The sequence below is a fragment of the Saccharococcus thermophilus genome, assembly GCF_011761475.1.
Taxonomy (GTDB): domain Bacteria; phylum Bacillota; class Bacilli; order Bacillales; family Anoxybacillaceae; genus Saccharococcus; species Saccharococcus thermophilus.
Map to the genome: position 1 here is coordinate 1,185,741 of NZ_JAASRS010000001.1, position 14,071 is coordinate 1,199,811.

The 14,071-nt window shown below is 40.4% G+C and carries 14 protein-coding genes and 3 pseudogenes; 8 read left to right on the forward strand and 9 right to left on the reverse strand.

The annotated features are described in order from the left end of the window. Nucleotide 1 precedes the first annotated feature (1 nt). Nucleotides 2–778: a MerR family transcriptional regulator gene (locus BDD39_RS06060; RefSeq protein WP_166909038.1), complete on the reverse strand. Its 777-nt coding sequence runs from the start codon at nucleotides 776–778 to the stop codon at nucleotides 2–4. A 746-nt stretch (nucleotides 779–1,524) separates the two neighbouring features. On the opposite strand from BDD39_RS06060, the gene BDD39_RS06065 reads away from it, so the two are divergent. Continuing rightward, nucleotides 1,525–2,103 (forward strand): hypothetical protein, encoded by a 579-nt coding sequence (locus BDD39_RS06065; RefSeq protein ID WP_243845995.1) that lies wholly within the window; start codon nucleotides 1,525–1,527, stop codon nucleotides 2,101–2,103. A gap of 449 nt (nucleotides 2,104–2,552) precedes the next feature. Here the strand turns inward: BDD39_RS06065 and BDD39_RS06070 are convergent, their stop codons facing one another. Both BDD39_RS06070 and BDD39_RS06075 read right to left on the reverse strand, forming a co-directional pair. Further along, nucleotides 2,553–3,830 carry an IS110 family RNA-guided transposase gene (locus tag BDD39_RS06070; RefSeq protein WP_166909041.1) on the reverse strand — a complete coding sequence of 426 codons (1,278 nt, stop codon included), beginning with the start codon at nucleotides 3,828–3,830 and terminating at the stop codon, nucleotides 2,553–2,555. A gap of 307 nt (nucleotides 3,831–4,137) precedes the next feature. Continuing rightward, nucleotides 4,138–4,311, reverse strand: a complete 174-nt coding sequence (locus tag BDD39_RS06075) for a twin-arginine translocase TatA/TatE family subunit (RefSeq protein WP_166909043.1) — start codon at nucleotides 4,309–4,311, stop codon at nucleotides 4,138–4,140. 277 nt (nucleotides 4,312–4,588) lie between these two features. On the opposite strand from BDD39_RS06075, the gene BDD39_RS16225 reads away from it, so the two are divergent. Both BDD39_RS16225 and BDD39_RS06085 read left to right on the forward strand, forming a co-directional pair. Beyond that, on the forward strand, nucleotides 4,589–4,984 hold the full coding sequence (locus tag BDD39_RS16225; protein ID WP_208404340.1) for a hypothetical protein: 396 nt from the start codon (nucleotides 4,589–4,591) through the stop codon (nucleotides 4,982–4,984). A gap of 12 nt (nucleotides 4,985–4,996) precedes the next feature. Continuing rightward, complete coding sequence (locus tag BDD39_RS06085; RefSeq protein WP_064551905.1) at nucleotides 4,997–5,251, forward strand: hypothetical protein; 255 nt, start codon at nucleotides 4,997–4,999, stop codon at nucleotides 5,249–5,251. Between the two features lie 146 nt (nucleotides 5,252–5,397). Here BDD39_RS06085 and BDD39_RS06090 read toward each other — a convergent pair whose 3' ends face one another. After that, nucleotides 5,398–6,114 carry a DUF2278 family protein gene (locus tag BDD39_RS06090; RefSeq protein ID WP_208404341.1) on the reverse strand — a complete coding sequence of 239 codons (717 nt, stop codon included), beginning with the start codon at nucleotides 6,112–6,114 and terminating at the stop codon, nucleotides 5,398–5,400. A gap of 229 nt (nucleotides 6,115–6,343) precedes the next feature. Between BDD39_RS06090 and BDD39_RS06095 the strand changes: the two genes are divergently transcribed. Continuing rightward, nucleotides 6,344–7,315, forward strand: coding sequence for an endonuclease/exonuclease/phosphatase family protein (locus tag BDD39_RS06095; RefSeq protein ID WP_243845996.1), 972 nt, complete (start codon nucleotides 6,344–6,346; stop codon nucleotides 7,313–7,315). A 110-nt stretch (nucleotides 7,316–7,425) separates the two neighbouring features. On the opposite strand, the gene BDD39_RS06100 is transcribed toward BDD39_RS06095, so the two are convergent. Beyond that, a complete protein-coding gene (locus tag BDD39_RS06100; protein WP_166909046.1) occupies nucleotides 7,426–8,595 on the reverse strand; it encodes an IS256 family transposase in 1,170 nt (389 codons plus the stop codon). 120 nt (nucleotides 8,596–8,715) lie between these two features. On the opposite strand from BDD39_RS06100, the pseudogene BDD39_RS16830 reads away from it, so the two are divergent. Beyond that, nucleotides 8,716–8,808, forward strand: a pseudogene (locus BDD39_RS16830) (endonuclease/exonuclease/phosphatase family protein); the annotation flags it as partial. A gap of 446 nt (nucleotides 8,809–9,254) precedes the next feature. Here the strand turns inward: BDD39_RS16830 and BDD39_RS06105 are convergent. The 3 genes and pseudogenes from BDD39_RS06105 to BDD39_RS06120 all read right to left on the reverse strand — a co-directional run. Next, nucleotides 9,255–9,509 carry a GNAT family N-acetyltransferase gene (locus tag BDD39_RS06105; protein ID WP_380630353.1) on the reverse strand — a complete coding sequence of 85 codons (255 nt, stop codon included), beginning with the start codon at nucleotides 9,507–9,509 and terminating at the stop codon, nucleotides 9,255–9,257. 589 nt (nucleotides 9,510–10,098) lie between these two features. Further along, nucleotides 10,099–10,320 (reverse strand): annotated as a pseudogene (locus BDD39_RS16345) (LD-carboxypeptidase); the annotation flags it as partial. Between the two features lie 202 nt (nucleotides 10,321–10,522). Continuing rightward, nucleotides 10,523–10,852, reverse strand: a pseudogene (locus tag BDD39_RS06120) (protein CapI); the annotation flags it as partial. A 100-nt stretch (nucleotides 10,853–10,952) separates the two neighbouring features. Between BDD39_RS06120 and BDD39_RS06125 the strand changes: the two are divergent. Next, nucleotides 10,953–12,611: an IS1634 family transposase gene (locus tag BDD39_RS06125; protein ID WP_015863777.1), complete on the forward strand. Its 1,659-nt coding sequence runs from the start codon at nucleotides 10,953–10,955 to the stop codon at nucleotides 12,609–12,611. A gap of 143 nt (nucleotides 12,612–12,754) precedes the next feature. On the opposite strand, the gene BDD39_RS16675 is transcribed toward BDD39_RS06125, so the two are convergent. After that, nucleotides 12,755–12,862 carry a hypothetical protein gene (locus tag BDD39_RS16675; protein ID WP_341801488.1) on the reverse strand — a complete coding sequence of 36 codons (108 nt, stop codon included), beginning with the start codon at nucleotides 12,860–12,862 and terminating at the stop codon, nucleotides 12,755–12,757. Nucleotides 12,863–13,016: 154 nt separating this feature from the next. Between BDD39_RS16675 and BDD39_RS06130 the strand changes: the two genes are divergently transcribed. Continuing rightward, nucleotides 13,017–13,196 carry a small acid-soluble spore protein H gene (locus BDD39_RS06130; RefSeq protein ID WP_166909049.1) on the forward strand — a complete coding sequence of 60 codons (180 nt, stop codon included), beginning with the start codon at nucleotides 13,017–13,019 and terminating at the stop codon, nucleotides 13,194–13,196. 212 nt (nucleotides 13,197–13,408) lie between these two features. Then, nucleotides 13,409–14,041, forward strand: coding sequence for a LysE family translocator (locus tag BDD39_RS06135; RefSeq protein ID WP_166909051.1), 633 nt, complete (start codon nucleotides 13,409–13,411; stop codon nucleotides 14,039–14,041). Nucleotides 14,042–14,071: the final 30 nt, after the last annotated feature.

Here is a 14,071-nt window from a genome sequence, read left to right on the forward strand (position 1 = left end):
TTTAACTTCTCCCTTTCATCTTTGAAATGTGCGCAACAGGCATTAATAAATCCAAATCTTCAAAGTGTTCCCCGCGATACCATTCAATAATTGGCCCTGCGGGAATCAAGCCATGTTCCATTGCATAACTCATTAATTGTGCATATCCTTTTTGTATTTCTGTCATGGGAGAAGTGTACGGTAATGCTATACATAGACATGGAGACATTATTTCAATAGAATCTATTTCGGATAGCCCCTCTATCTCTACATCGTCAGATACACCAAATCCAATTTGCGCCTTAATGGATTCCTTGCCTGATAAATACCTTAAATAACCATTATTAATGGAAATGTTCAAGCGCTCAAGCTCTCTTTTTCTTTGTCTAAAATGATTTCCAAATTTACCGGGATTCGATTCGGCAACAAACCATACAATTTTCTCTGTATTTTTTTCTAGCAGGTAAACTTGGTCATTTTTTTGGTAACTTTCTAAATAACGCAAACTTACACTTAGAAGATGATGTTTTTGCTTTAAAGTCTTAATCCAATTTTTTATCATTTGTTGACGGACCGTTTCATTTTCTTTTAAGTACATTTGAATATCTTTCATTGGTATACCAGCTAGGCGTAAGCTTGAAATCAATTTTGCAGTTGTTATCTGGTCTTCGGAATAAAGACGATAACCATTTTTACTTCTTATTGGATGCAGTAAATTCTCTGACTCATAATATCTCAAAGCGCTTTTTGAAATACCGGTCCTTTTGGAAAAAGTTTGTATCGTCATGAACTCACTCATCTCATTCACATCCTTTATAATCAAAGTTACACCTTAAAGTAACTTTAAGGTCAAGAGAAATTAAAAAAAGACTTGTCCTCAAGGCAAGCTTTAGAATTTAAGCTGATCGTACAGCAATGAAGTCTATATCACTTTACCACCTATTTTCATTAAAGATTTATTGTATTAAAACGACTGTAATCAAACTCTTCTCTTCTTTTAGCGGCTCGTACAATGTCTTGGATTATGTCCCAATCTTTCCTTAATCCTGCTGGAATCAGTTGCTCTTGTGCACGTATTTGTTTTACTAACTGGATATATGGGGTTGCATGGAGAAAAAAGCGAAAAATTGGAAGTTGCTGCTTTATTCTGTTGGTCGTTCGTACGTAAAGTTGTGTATCCAATCTCAACAAATTCCTAATATTTACCTTTAATTTCGTTATTTCTTGTTGATAAAAATAAAAAAAAGTATATGCAGTGAGGTATATGTAATGATGAAGTTAAGAATGAATATACTTATCCTTTCTGTTGTTTTATTGGTCTTTCCAATGAATACATTAGCTAATGAAGTTCATTATGAGGATAAGGATACCCCTATTAGCTTTATGATTGAAGTATTACCCTAGGATATAGTAAATCAAATCCTGCCTAATGGAACAACTTTTACAGTTATTGATGTGGAAACAGGTTTACAATTTAGGGTTCAAAGGAGAGCGGGAAATAAGCATGCTGATGTCCAGCCACTAACTAGAAGAGACACACAAATTATGAAAAAAATCTATAACGGCAGATGGAGTTGGAATAGGAGAGCCATAATAGTTCTTGTTGGTGATCAGATGATTGCTGCATCAATGAATGGTATGCCTCATGGTGCAGGTGCGATTAAAAATGGTTTTCCTGGACATTTTTGTATTCATTTTTGGGGAAGTACAACACATCGATCCGGTAAAATGGATCCGGCTTATCAATTAATGATCTTAAAAGCAGGTGGAAAGATTGATGATTACTTGAATAACGTTGATCCGTATGAACTCATTAATATCTTTTCAATAGCTGTTAATAATCACGATAAAACATTATTGGAACTATCTGTTGCAAAAAATAAGAACCAATCCCAGTTGATGAAAGTGATAAAAGATCTTGCTTATTTTAAGATAACAAATATGTCTTTATTACCTGTGGAAGACATCAATGAACAAGTTTTAATGGAAGTCCCAGTTGAAGTTGAATTCTATAAGAAACATAAAGGAAGAGATAAAAAGGTAATGCACTTTATTATTAGAAGAGATAGTTTGATCGACAGATGGTATATAGATGGGCAATACCTTTTGAAGGAGTTATACTGAGATGAAATACAAAGCTACATTGTGATAATCGGTTGCATAACGTCTAACCCCATCGTAATTGTTTACGTTATTCCTCCCTCTATAAATGTTGATATATCAACGGTTGTAGCCGTTTCAGGGGTGTCAAAAAAATATTTTTCGACAAAGTTTCTAACATTATTTCTTAAATATGTGTATATCTTACATTGACTGGGTACGCTTCGCGGCCACTACTGGTTAAATTTGGTTGTAGTGGGGGAAGCGTATGGGATGCACCGTGGATCTCTGCATCGCTGATGATGACGAACCCTCCCATGTCTCTTGGCATCCTTGTGCCTACATTCCTTCGTTCGGTCTAGTCATCAGGCAGAGGCCGGCTAAGCTCCTTTAGGGACTCAAGGTCGAATGGATGATATCGCGCCAGCTTCTCCGTGTCATCCTTGTTGTCTAGAGAATCGAGACTATAGGCATCAAGCAGCTGTTTCGAGGCCAAAGATGTCCTGCATCATTCGCTTCACGTCAAACGCCTGTCGTTTCGTACACACCGCATGCAGTACCTTCAGTAATTTTCCGCATAACACTACAATGGATTGCTTCTTCCGCAACGGATTATCAGGACGTGTCGTGTAATAGTCGTGCAGCTGCCGAAACGCTTCGTTGTGACGGATCATCGGCATCATCACCCGGAACAGAAGGGCGCGCAACCGCCTTCTTCCACGCTTGGAGATCCGTTTTTGCCCTTTGTGTTGGCCGGAGGAATGTTCCCGCAGCGTCAGGCCCGCTAATTTGATAAGCTGCCGCGGATCCTGATAATGGGAGAAACTCCCGATCTCTGATAACAGTTCTACGATGGTCGCATCGCCTAAGCCCGAAACGGTCTTCAGCCATTCGTATTCGACGGAGGTTTGAACTAGTTCAATCAGCTGTTCTGTCAATGCCTCGATCTCTTTTTCCAGCTGGCGGTACCGGCGGACAAGCGTGGCAATTTCGATACGGGCCATCTGTTGTCCTTCCGTTACGCCAATGGAGTGTTGGGCCAATTCCATCAACTTCTTCGCTTTCGGCTTTTGTGGCGATTGTAATCCCTCACTTTGCCGGTAAAGGGCCAGCACCTCTTCTAGTTCTTTTCCTGCCAGATCACCCGGAAATGGCGTATATTCCAGCACCGCGAGCGCCATTTTCCCAAATGACGGGAAGACTTGGGAAAACTCCGGAAAATATCGATCAAGCCAGCGAATCATTTGATTTCGAATCGCTCCCTGTTCTTCCACCAATTTGGAGCGAAATGTCGCTCCCACGCGCAGATCCGCCTCCATCCCTTTCAGAATACGCGGATAGCTGAATCGGCCGTCTTTCACTAACCGGGCAATGACGAGCGCGTCTTTCGCATCATGCTTGGTTGGAAGGTTATCGTCCAGCTCTTTGGATCGCTTCACGTGCATCGGGTTTGTCATGACGAGAGGGATGCCTTTCTCATCAAGAAAATAGGCGAGATTCAGCCAATAATGTCCCGTTGGCTCGATGCCAACGATCACCTCGGTTTTTCCAAATTCCTTCATGGCTTCCACGATGCACTGGTACAACCATTCCAATCCTTCTCTCGATTGCAGAACGGGAAACGGCTTTTTTAACACCCTCCCTCGCTCATCCACAAAGCAGGCATAATGTTTTTTCTTTGCAATATCCATCCCAACCACCAGCGTTTGATCGGTGACTTGATTAATCTTCTTGTTTGAGATAGAATTCATGTATAGTCCTCCTTGGTATCCAAATTAGGGGTCAATTCGTGCGATTGACACCCCCGAATCATACCAAGAGGGCTTTTTTTATTCAAGTCCCCGAAAAAACTTCTAACAGGAATGCTCCTGTCATAGCTAATGGGTCCTGTGCCATCGTACATATTGTTACGGGCTCCATAATTATAAGCACAAGCAGATTAAACACAGCCCTTCTCGGATGAGAAGGGCTTAATATTCTAAGTAGATGCGTAAATAACGACTGTCTAACAGACCGCTTATATGTACCTTACTTATCACACGTTATATAGGACTTCTACTAATCGTGTTTTTGAGTTTTTTGTTCTTCGTCGTCAATAATCCCATTTGTGGCCTTCTTGAATTCGCGAAGCGCTTTTCCAGCAGCCTTTCCAAGCTCAGGCAATTTTTCCGGACCGAAAATTAAAAGCGCAAAGAAAACAATGAGTGCAATTTCGCCAAACCCAATGTTCATGTCACTCGCTCCCTGCGTTCGCTTTATCATCTATTTTCTTCATCATTATATCACACACGAACGTAGGGGACCATTTTTATTATCAAAACTAAAAGACCTTCATCAAAACGGGCACAAGCTTGATTTTCTCTTCTAGGTTTCGCTAAAATATGTTAGAGCTTGTCTGCATAATGCTTTTGACCTTTATTTAATATACCGCTTCCTACCCTAAAAAAATGGCAATGGTGAACATTCGTATTCCTTTCCAAAGAAAATGATTCGAGGGGTTGGAATAATAATGAAAAGAAAACTTTTGAGCTTATTACTATTTTTATTCGTATTCATACTTGCTGTTGGTTGTAGCTCTAAAACATACGAAGGAAATTTTCATAAGGGTATTGGTGATTTTAAAAATGCCAATTTTGCATCAGAAAAACTTCTAAGAAGCCATTATATTAAACATGTAGTTAAACAAAGAGAATTTGGCCATATAACAATGGATGAATACTTAGAAAGGGCAAGGAAACTAATTAACTCAAAACCGGGTGGGAATATCTTAACCAAAACTCGTTCAAATGGAGATATACTGTTCTATAATAAATCTACTAATGAGTTTGCCGTAGTTACAAAAGATGGTGTTATAAGGACTTATTTCAAACCTAAAGAAGGGATAAGGTATTTTAAGAAGCAATAGGAGATGATAAAAATGAAAAATATATGTCCTGTTTGCGGTTACGACGGGTTAGAAGAAATGCCTTATGATCATGATGGCAATCCCTCTTATGAAATATGTGATTGTTGCGGTTTTGAATTTGGGTTTGATGATGATAGTGAAGGACTTTCATTTGAGGAATACCGTAAAAAATGGATTGAAGAGGGAGCCAAATGGTTCAATCCGGATATGAAACCTAAAGGGTGGGATATTAAACGGCAACTATTAAACATTAATGTTCAGTTATAGAGTTTGATGCTTATCAGCACAGTGTCTTATAATAAAGAAAAATTTGAACCTTATAAAATGCGCCAAAAAAGTGTTTACTTTTTTAGAGTAAACACTTTTTTGGTTGCCAACTAAATAATATTGTCCAGTAGAAAACATTTTTTTAATTATATAATGACATTCTTTACTGAATGATTAACATTTTTATGGTTACATTCTTCTACTGTTTTGATTGCATTCCCCTTTTCATCTGTACACCAGGATTGAGATTGGAAAGCTAGAAAAATTGCTACCCACCTTTTCTCTTGTTCAAAATGTATTAGAATTCCCCCATCTTGCCATATCCCGTTATCCTTTTTCCATCTTCCCACATTTCCCTGGTTCATATGAATATCATGTATACCATTACCAGGTGAAAAACCAAAATACTTATCAGGCTTATTTTGCTCTGGGCCCCATCTCTCTCCAAAAGCGTATATGATTGCCTTCTTATCAATAGCTTGCTTAATATAATGTTGAATCTTTTCATTCAAATCGTTATCTGGTCCCTCTACATCAGCTGGAAGGGGAATCATTTTTCTGGGATCGAATAAACTTCCTCTTATATAATCAAGCCCAATGTCTGGATTATTATTTTTTATCGAAGTAAAACCAAACTCTAAGTCAGGCAGCTTTGTAATGTCTTCCGAATGGAAATCCTCACCAACAAAATATAATACTTCGGAAGGATAAGATTGTGATTTAATATTAATGGCTATTCGATACTGAATACCTTCCTCATCTTGGACAAGAACTTGATAATGAGGATTTTGTCTGCTTCCCATCATAGAGTCGACTGGTTTCCCCTTTAAAACTCCATAATTTTTTAAAGGCAAATCCATCATCTCCTGTTCATTTATTCAATCCTACTTATGAATTTCAACATCTACATTTAATAAACCTTCAACAAATTCCAAAAAACAGAAAAAACCTTCACTCATCTTTGCTACGTAAACCGGTTGAAAAAATATGATAAAAATGTTAAACACAGTTCCCCTCTCCCGGATAGATGCCGTTTCACAGAGAACAATCTTTTAATATGCATATATTACCTTAAATAAAGAAGTGAATAAAATGGAAAAAAAGAAGAAGTATGGCGAATACGAATATGATTTCCGTGATTCTAGAGATGATCATGACAATGCTAAAATGAAAAATTACTTTTCGTTTATGACGTGGAATCTTTATTTAGGTGCGGATTTGACACCGATTTTAACCGCTGTGCCAGAACAAATCCCCCAACGGGTAACGGAAGTGTTTCGGCAATTTCTTGCGACTAATTTTCCTGTCCGTGTGAAAGAAATTGCCCGCCAGATCGTTTCGAAAAAACCTGATCTCATTGGACTGCAAGAGGCAGAACTGTGGCAACTGATTGTTCCGGGTTTGCCAATAGTCACATACGACTTTGTGGGATTGCTGCTAAATGAGTTAAGAAAAAGAGGATTACACTATGAAGTGGCGGCCAAAAATGAGAACTTCTCGGTGCAACTGCCGACCAGCCAAGGAAATTTAATACGGTTGTTGGACAGGGACGTCATCATATTGATCCGAAAGCGATCGGGGGTGAAGGTCATTCGGCGGCAAGAAGCCAATTTCAAAACCAATTTGACAGTACAGGCTCGAGGGCGATCGTTCCAGATTCTTCGGGGATGGTCATCTGTCGACGTTAAAGCAAACGGACGTACCTTCCGGGTGATCAACACCCATCTGGAGCCGGTTTCTCCCATGGTTCAGGTCGCCCAAGGGAACGAATTGCTGAAAGGACCAGCCGATACAAATCTGCCACTGATCGTTCTAGGAGATCTGAATTCAAATGCTGACGGCACCGGCACACCAACATACAGTAATTTTATCGATGCCGGGTTTCAAGATGTTTGGATAGAGGTAGGTAAAGGACAGGGATTTACCTGCTGCCAGGATCCTGGCCTGTTGAACGCTGTGTCCTCCCTGAACAGAAGAATAGACTTTATTTTGTTTAAAAACGGGTGGAAACCGATGGTACCGTCAAGAATTTTGTGTAATGTAAATGGGGTAGGGTTTCTCTGAAATGGATTTGAATTGATAGGGGACTGATTTTCTCCACACAGGAGACTGAATATTCAGTCTCCTGTGTGGAAAGGGAGAATCCCCTTATTTTGTTTATTTACAATATTTGGTTAACAATAACGTTCTTCAAACATTCGTTGAAGGGCTTCCTGCGCTTCGGCAAATCCTCTTAACTTTCGCCCTGCCCATTTCTCATTAAAATTTTGGATGGTCAAATACACGACTTTTTCCGCGGCTTCTAAACTGCTCAAACTGTTCATCGGCTTTAGACGTTTCCGAATCTCTTTGATCGTTCGTTCGATGACATTCGTCGTGTAAATCACACTTCGAATACTGCTTGGATAATCCATAAATGTAAGGAGGACATCCAACTCATTGGCCCAAGATTGAACTTCTCTTGGATATTTGCTGGACCATTTCGACTCAAACTGTTGAAACATTTGTAACGCCATCTCCTTATTCGGCGCGCGATAAATCAGCTTGAGATCCTCGGCCACTTCGAATTGGTCTTTTTTCCGAACACGGCTGAGGGTGTTGCGGACTTTGTGCACGACACAGCGCTGCACATCGGCTTTCGGATAAATCGCCCTAAAGGCTTCCTCCAGCCCCGGAAGGCCATCGAAGACGCCAAGAAGCACTTCCTTGACGCCTCTTTGGTAGAGCTGTTGGAGAATCTCCTGCCATACATAGGCGCTTTCTTGTCCTCCCACGAAGAAATCCAGAATTTCTCGATACCCTTCTTCATTCACTCCTAACACCACATAAATGACTTCTTTCTCTACCGTATCGCGGCGAAGTTTCACGTACAAGCCGTCCAAATATAAGACAGAATAACGTTTGGATAGTGGACGATGGTGCCATTTCTCGATGTCTTCTTTCACGACATCGGTAATACGGCTGATCGTCGCTGGAGAATAAGCATTTCCTAGAATTCGTTCGATAAACTTGCCAATTTCCCGTGTACTCATGCCACTTTGATACATCCTAATGATGGCTTCCTCCAGCCAGCCGGTGTGGCGTTGATAAGGGGCAAACAACTGTGTTTGAAATTCCCCGTTTCGGTCTCTTGGAACCAAAAGACCCTCAATCCGGCCATATTGCGTATCTAGATTTCGCTGATAGTAGCCGTTTCTCATATTCGGCGTTCCAGCCTGTTCGATTTCGAGGAAATGTTTGATTTCTTCCCGCATAATCAGCTCTAATTTTTCCTTCACAAACTGACGAATGACACTTTCCAGTTGATTTGCCCAGTCGACATTCGGTATACTTCTTTTAGACATAGGTAGGGTACTCCTTTCTCTAAGATTTTTGGTCCAATCAGAGAATACCCTACCTTTTTTCTTTTGTTCTAGCAAAATGCTTTACACAAACTTTTATACATCATCAAACCGATTGCGGCCGATTTGGTAGGTGAAAAACAGCGTGACAGAACGCCAACCGCTCTTTGGCCATCCGATCACGCCGGAGTAGTGGCTAGCTTAGTTCTCAAGTGAGAGCGATGTTAGAAGGCTTTGATAAATTAGGTTGTATAGCAGTTTGGAATTTCATAAAACATTCGATAACCTGCGCCTCTAGCGCAGGTCTTTTTGCACAGGAATCCCGCTAGTTATTGCCGGCCTATTTCTAACTCTTGAATTAATTTGATCGTATCATTATACAAACTTAATTGATGTCTATAGGACTCTAATTCTGGCGGGATACTGATTTGGATAGAAATCGAAGATAGGTCCAGTAAGTCTAGGGTGAATTCAGAAAATCTAGGATTTGGGCGATTCTCTAAAATCCTGTTGAGTTGATTTTCTATGTATCCCCCCAGCATTTGTAATTGAACAGACCATTGTTGTTGATCAGCTGTTGACATAAAGTCTGTTTTGGACCAGTCACTGAAAGTGTGCAATTGCAATCAGTCCGTTTGGCTTCAACAAATTCCGCAACTCTTTTAATCGTTCAATAGGTTGTTCTCAGAATATAATCGAATTGATCGAAAAGATTTTATCAAACGCTTCGTTAAACACGGGAATTGAATCCCCTCTTCGTTTTCAGAGACTAAACATAAATTTGCGGCAATGGTTGATTCCCATTTTTCGAACGATGGTGCTGTCGTTTCAAACGTTGCTTGTCCTGTCGCAATTCCTTGCTCGTAAATTTCCTTTACTTGCAGCCAATCTTCTTTACGAAATCTACGAATGATCATTATTCAAAATCACTCCTTAAATGATAATAAAAATTCTGATAACGCTGCCATTGTTATGACAGTACCTATAAACGCAAAGACTAACTTCTTTCTAAAGAGACTGTGTAATAATGTTAAATCCAGTAAACTTACACCTATCAACAGGCATCAACGCCATACCCCTGACAATTAAATTGCGAAATAGAATATCGTTGAAAACGGATATACATCGTATAGAATGAATCCTTGAATAAAGTTAATAACAAATGAAGTACCAATAAATAGCAAGGTTAGCTCTACCGTAATACCATAAAGTCTTTCAAAACCTCTCCCCACATACATTCAACCTTCATTAATCAATTTATTTGTAAAATTCAAAAAAGAGATGACAAACTATCCTTGTTATTAGGTATTTTTTGTTTTATTTTGGTTGATTATTTAGCACATAGTTCTATTTTTTATAAAGAAAATATTTGTTTATATTGCCGTTTAACCACACGCTTTCATTTACACAAAATAACCACTCTAAAAAGAGTGGCTATCGGTTTTTTTTAATTATTACCACTTTTGTGTTATCGACGTTTTGCTTCCAATACAACTACTGTCTCATATTTTGCATCATTTCAATAAATTCATTTGCTCTCTTTTTGGCACTAGCAGACTTAGCTTTCTCTTGTGTCCAAACCGTTTCTCCGCAAACAACTTTATACCCTTTTCTTTCCATGCTTTCACAGGCTTGATTAAACATACTATGTAATTATGCCTTTACACCAGAGGAAGGTGCTATTACATCAATCATTGCCCCCTTTTCTAAAAACGAATACTTTATCATATACATTCTCCACAGATAATGGAAGTAAATTCGTTCTTCCATAGAGGCTTAATCAGAACCCAAAAAATTCGTCTAATACTAATTTTGTTAAAAATGGTTGTAAGCAAAACACCCACGCATTTTACGATGTTTTGCTTAAACAACCATATGTCAAAAAAACTGCAGAATTTTTTCTGTTCTGCAGTTTTTAACTATTAACCTACTAGCTAATTTTATAGTAATCTTTAAACCACTCGACAAACCTTTTGACTCCTTCCTCGATGGACACCTTAGGTTTATAGTTAATATCCTTTACTAATTCATCAATGTCCGCAAATGTCTCTGGAACATCACCGGGCTGCATAGGTAAGAGCTTCTTGATTGCCTTCTTACCTAAATGTTCTTCTAGTACTTGAATGAAATAATTTAGCTGCACTGGTTGGTTATTTCCTATGTTATAAATTTTATACGGAGACTCTGTTGAAGGGCCTTTATAGATTAAACGTAAAATGGATTCCGTTACATCATCAACATAGGTAAAGTCTCTTTTCATCTCACATTTCGCACCCTCTCGACGAAAATCGGGAGGATTTTTTCGTTCCGATGTCGAATGAATCCTTGACACACAAGGAACGTAAAGGAGTTTTTCACTTATGAACGTTCAAGTCAAAAAGGTCTATCGCAATTCTTATTTGAATATAATAAGTGCCCTATTCAAGAAACTGGGTCTGCCTCAATTGATTGACCATCTCGTGCCCGTCGATCCGCAGTGCCAAACGCGAGTCAGCGATGCCGTTCAGGCCATCCTCTACAATGTGTTTGACGGCCGGCAAGCCCTTGTTCACTTGGAACATTGGGCTCAGGAGGTCGATTGTGAGAAACTCATCCGTCCCGATCTCCATCCTTCCTGGTTGAACGACGATGCGTTGGCCCGTCATCTCGATCGCCTGTATGAGGCTGGCATTCACAACGTCATCAGCACTTGCTTGATTCATATTTATCGAAAAGAAGGCCTTTCCCTCCGAGCCTTCCACGCCGATACGACGGACAAGACCGTTTACGGCGCGTATGAATCGGCCTCGTTAGAGGCCTTACAAATCACACATGGCTACAACCGCCATCATCGTTGGCAAAAACAGATCGGTTTCGGACTGGTCGGCAACGAGGACGGCATCCCGTTTTACGGCGATGTGCACGATGGCAACCTGCCCGATAAAACATGGAATCCCGAGGTGCTGTCTCGTGTCCATGAACAGCTGAAGCAGGCCAAAATCGAAGACGAATGGATTTACGTGGCCGATTCCGCCGCGATGACGAAAGAGACCCTGGCGCAAACCAAAGCGGCCAACGCCTTTTTGATCACCAGAGGCCCTTCGTCGCTCCGGATCGTGAAAACCGCGCTGGCCGAAGCGGATGCTGAGGACACGACGTGGAGCGATCCCTTTACGTTGGCGGAGAGAAACGGCGCCACGTACCGGGTATGGGAAACGGCCTCGACGTATGAAGGCCACCCCGTTCGGCTGATCGTTGTTGAATCGAGCGCGCTCGACCAGCGAAAAGGAAAGACGCTTGAAAAAGAACGAACCAAAGAAGCGGAGCTTCTTCGCGAGGAACAAGCCCGTTGGGAGCGTCACCCCTTCTCCTGCCGGGAAGATGCCGAACAAGCCTTGGCGTCCCTCAAGGCGTCCCTTCGCCCCCGGTTTCATCGGGTTGAGGCCGCGGTCGAAGAGATCGTACGCCTGAAAAAACGGCGCGGACGGCCGAAAAAAGGGGCGGAACCCGAGGTGGAGACGCTGTATTTCTTGCACCTTGACGTCGAATTCGACCAAGACGCGTGGGAACAGGCGAGACGGAAAGCGTCCCGGTTTGTCCTTGTCACGACCGTTCCGAAGGAATGGAAGGGCCAACCCATGGATGCCCAAGAGATCTTGAAGCTGTATAAAGGGCAGATCTCGGTGGAAATGAACTTCGCTTTTTTGAAAGATCCGTTTTTCACGGATGAGATTTACGTCAAAAAACCAGAACGGGTCGCAGTATTAGGCTATTTGTTTCTGTTGGCCTTGGCTATTTACCGCGTTTTTCAGCGCCGAGTGCGTCAGTTTATTACTCCAGAACACCCGTTGAAGGGTCCTGGAGGCCGCAAGCTGACCCGGCCGACGGGACAGGCGATTTTTCAGCTGTTTCAATATGTGAACGTCGTCCTGTTCAAGCTGCCGGATGGGCGCATCCAACGCTCACTGGATCGCTCCCTTACCCCTGATCAGCGAAGGATTCTGCAGGGATTGGGCATGGATGAGAGCATCTACGTGTAACGTGATACGGAACGACCAGCGATGGTAAAAAAAGGATTGCCATCGCTCGTTGTGTTGGTCAAAAAGTTATTCTGAAAAACTAAATAAAAAATCCTTTGTTTTGACCTTGTTAGGGTGCGAAATGTGAGGTATAAAACATAAATTTATGTATTTCGAACAGTCAACAAAATCTTTCCCGTGCTATTTCTGCTTTCGACCCAACGATGTGTCTCCACTGCTTCTTCGAGTGCAAACTTCTTTCCGATCTTCATTTTCAATTTTGACAACCATTATCACATATAACAACAAAGCATTACCCAACACGCGAGATAGTAACGTTATAACCATACTTCAATAACAACAAGTATATGTAAGTAATTTTGAGCAAATATTATAACTGTTACAAACCAAAAGGAGGTCATTATCATGAACACACAACGAGCAAAAGAAATTGCTGCTTCACCAGTTATGGCTGATGTAACCTATAACGGGGTACCTATCTATATTGAGCAGGTGGATGAACAAAATGAAACAGCTACAATCTATCCCCTTGATGAACCAAAGAATAAACAAACAGTTTCTGTATCCAGTTTAACAGAACATTAATTTGTCAAGTATTAATAAAAAACACCACCTTCAGAGTGGTGTTTTCATGTTTGATGAAGCTCATTTGCCATCTTCTTCAACTATCCTGCTCCCCCGTTAACTAATAAAAACGCCGCCCCTTAAGATTCTATACTTTGATTCACCATATTCTGTTCTTGCTAACCGAAAATTTTTGTATAATTCAAATATATTTATTTCTTGGGGGTGTGATTATGAATTTAGAAACATGGTTAACTGTTTTGGGTATTGGTATACTAATTGTTTTATCTCCTGATCCACAATGGGCTATCACTATTAAAACTAGCTTGTTTTCAAGAGAATATGGTTTCTGTACTGTTTTTGGTATGTGTACAGGGAGTATTGTTCATATTACATATTGTTTATTAGGAATAGGTGTGATCATTTCCCAATCGATTTTATTATTTAACGTTGTGAAATGGATTGGAGCTGTTTATTTGATTTATTTAGGATTGAAATCGCTCTTTACCAAAAAACAACAGAACGTTTTTCTGACTAAGAATGATAATATTTCTAACCAATTAAGCAGGTGGAAATCCTATCATACTGGCCTGCTAACAAGTTTGTTGAATCCAAAAGCCACTTTATTTTATCTGTCTTTGTTTACTCAAGTTGTACAACCTGGGACTTCAATCTTTGCACAGCTGTTTTACGGTTTGTCGGTTGTAGGAATTGAAATGATATGGTATTCACTCATGGTTATTTTCCTTACTCATAGTTATATACGAAAAAGATTTATGGCGATTTCCGCATGTGTGGAACGCATTTCTGGTGCCATTCTTGTTTTATTAGGAATTCGGCTTGCATTTTCAAGACCAAGCAATTAATCATTTTTTGGTTTTTAAACAACTTTTTTG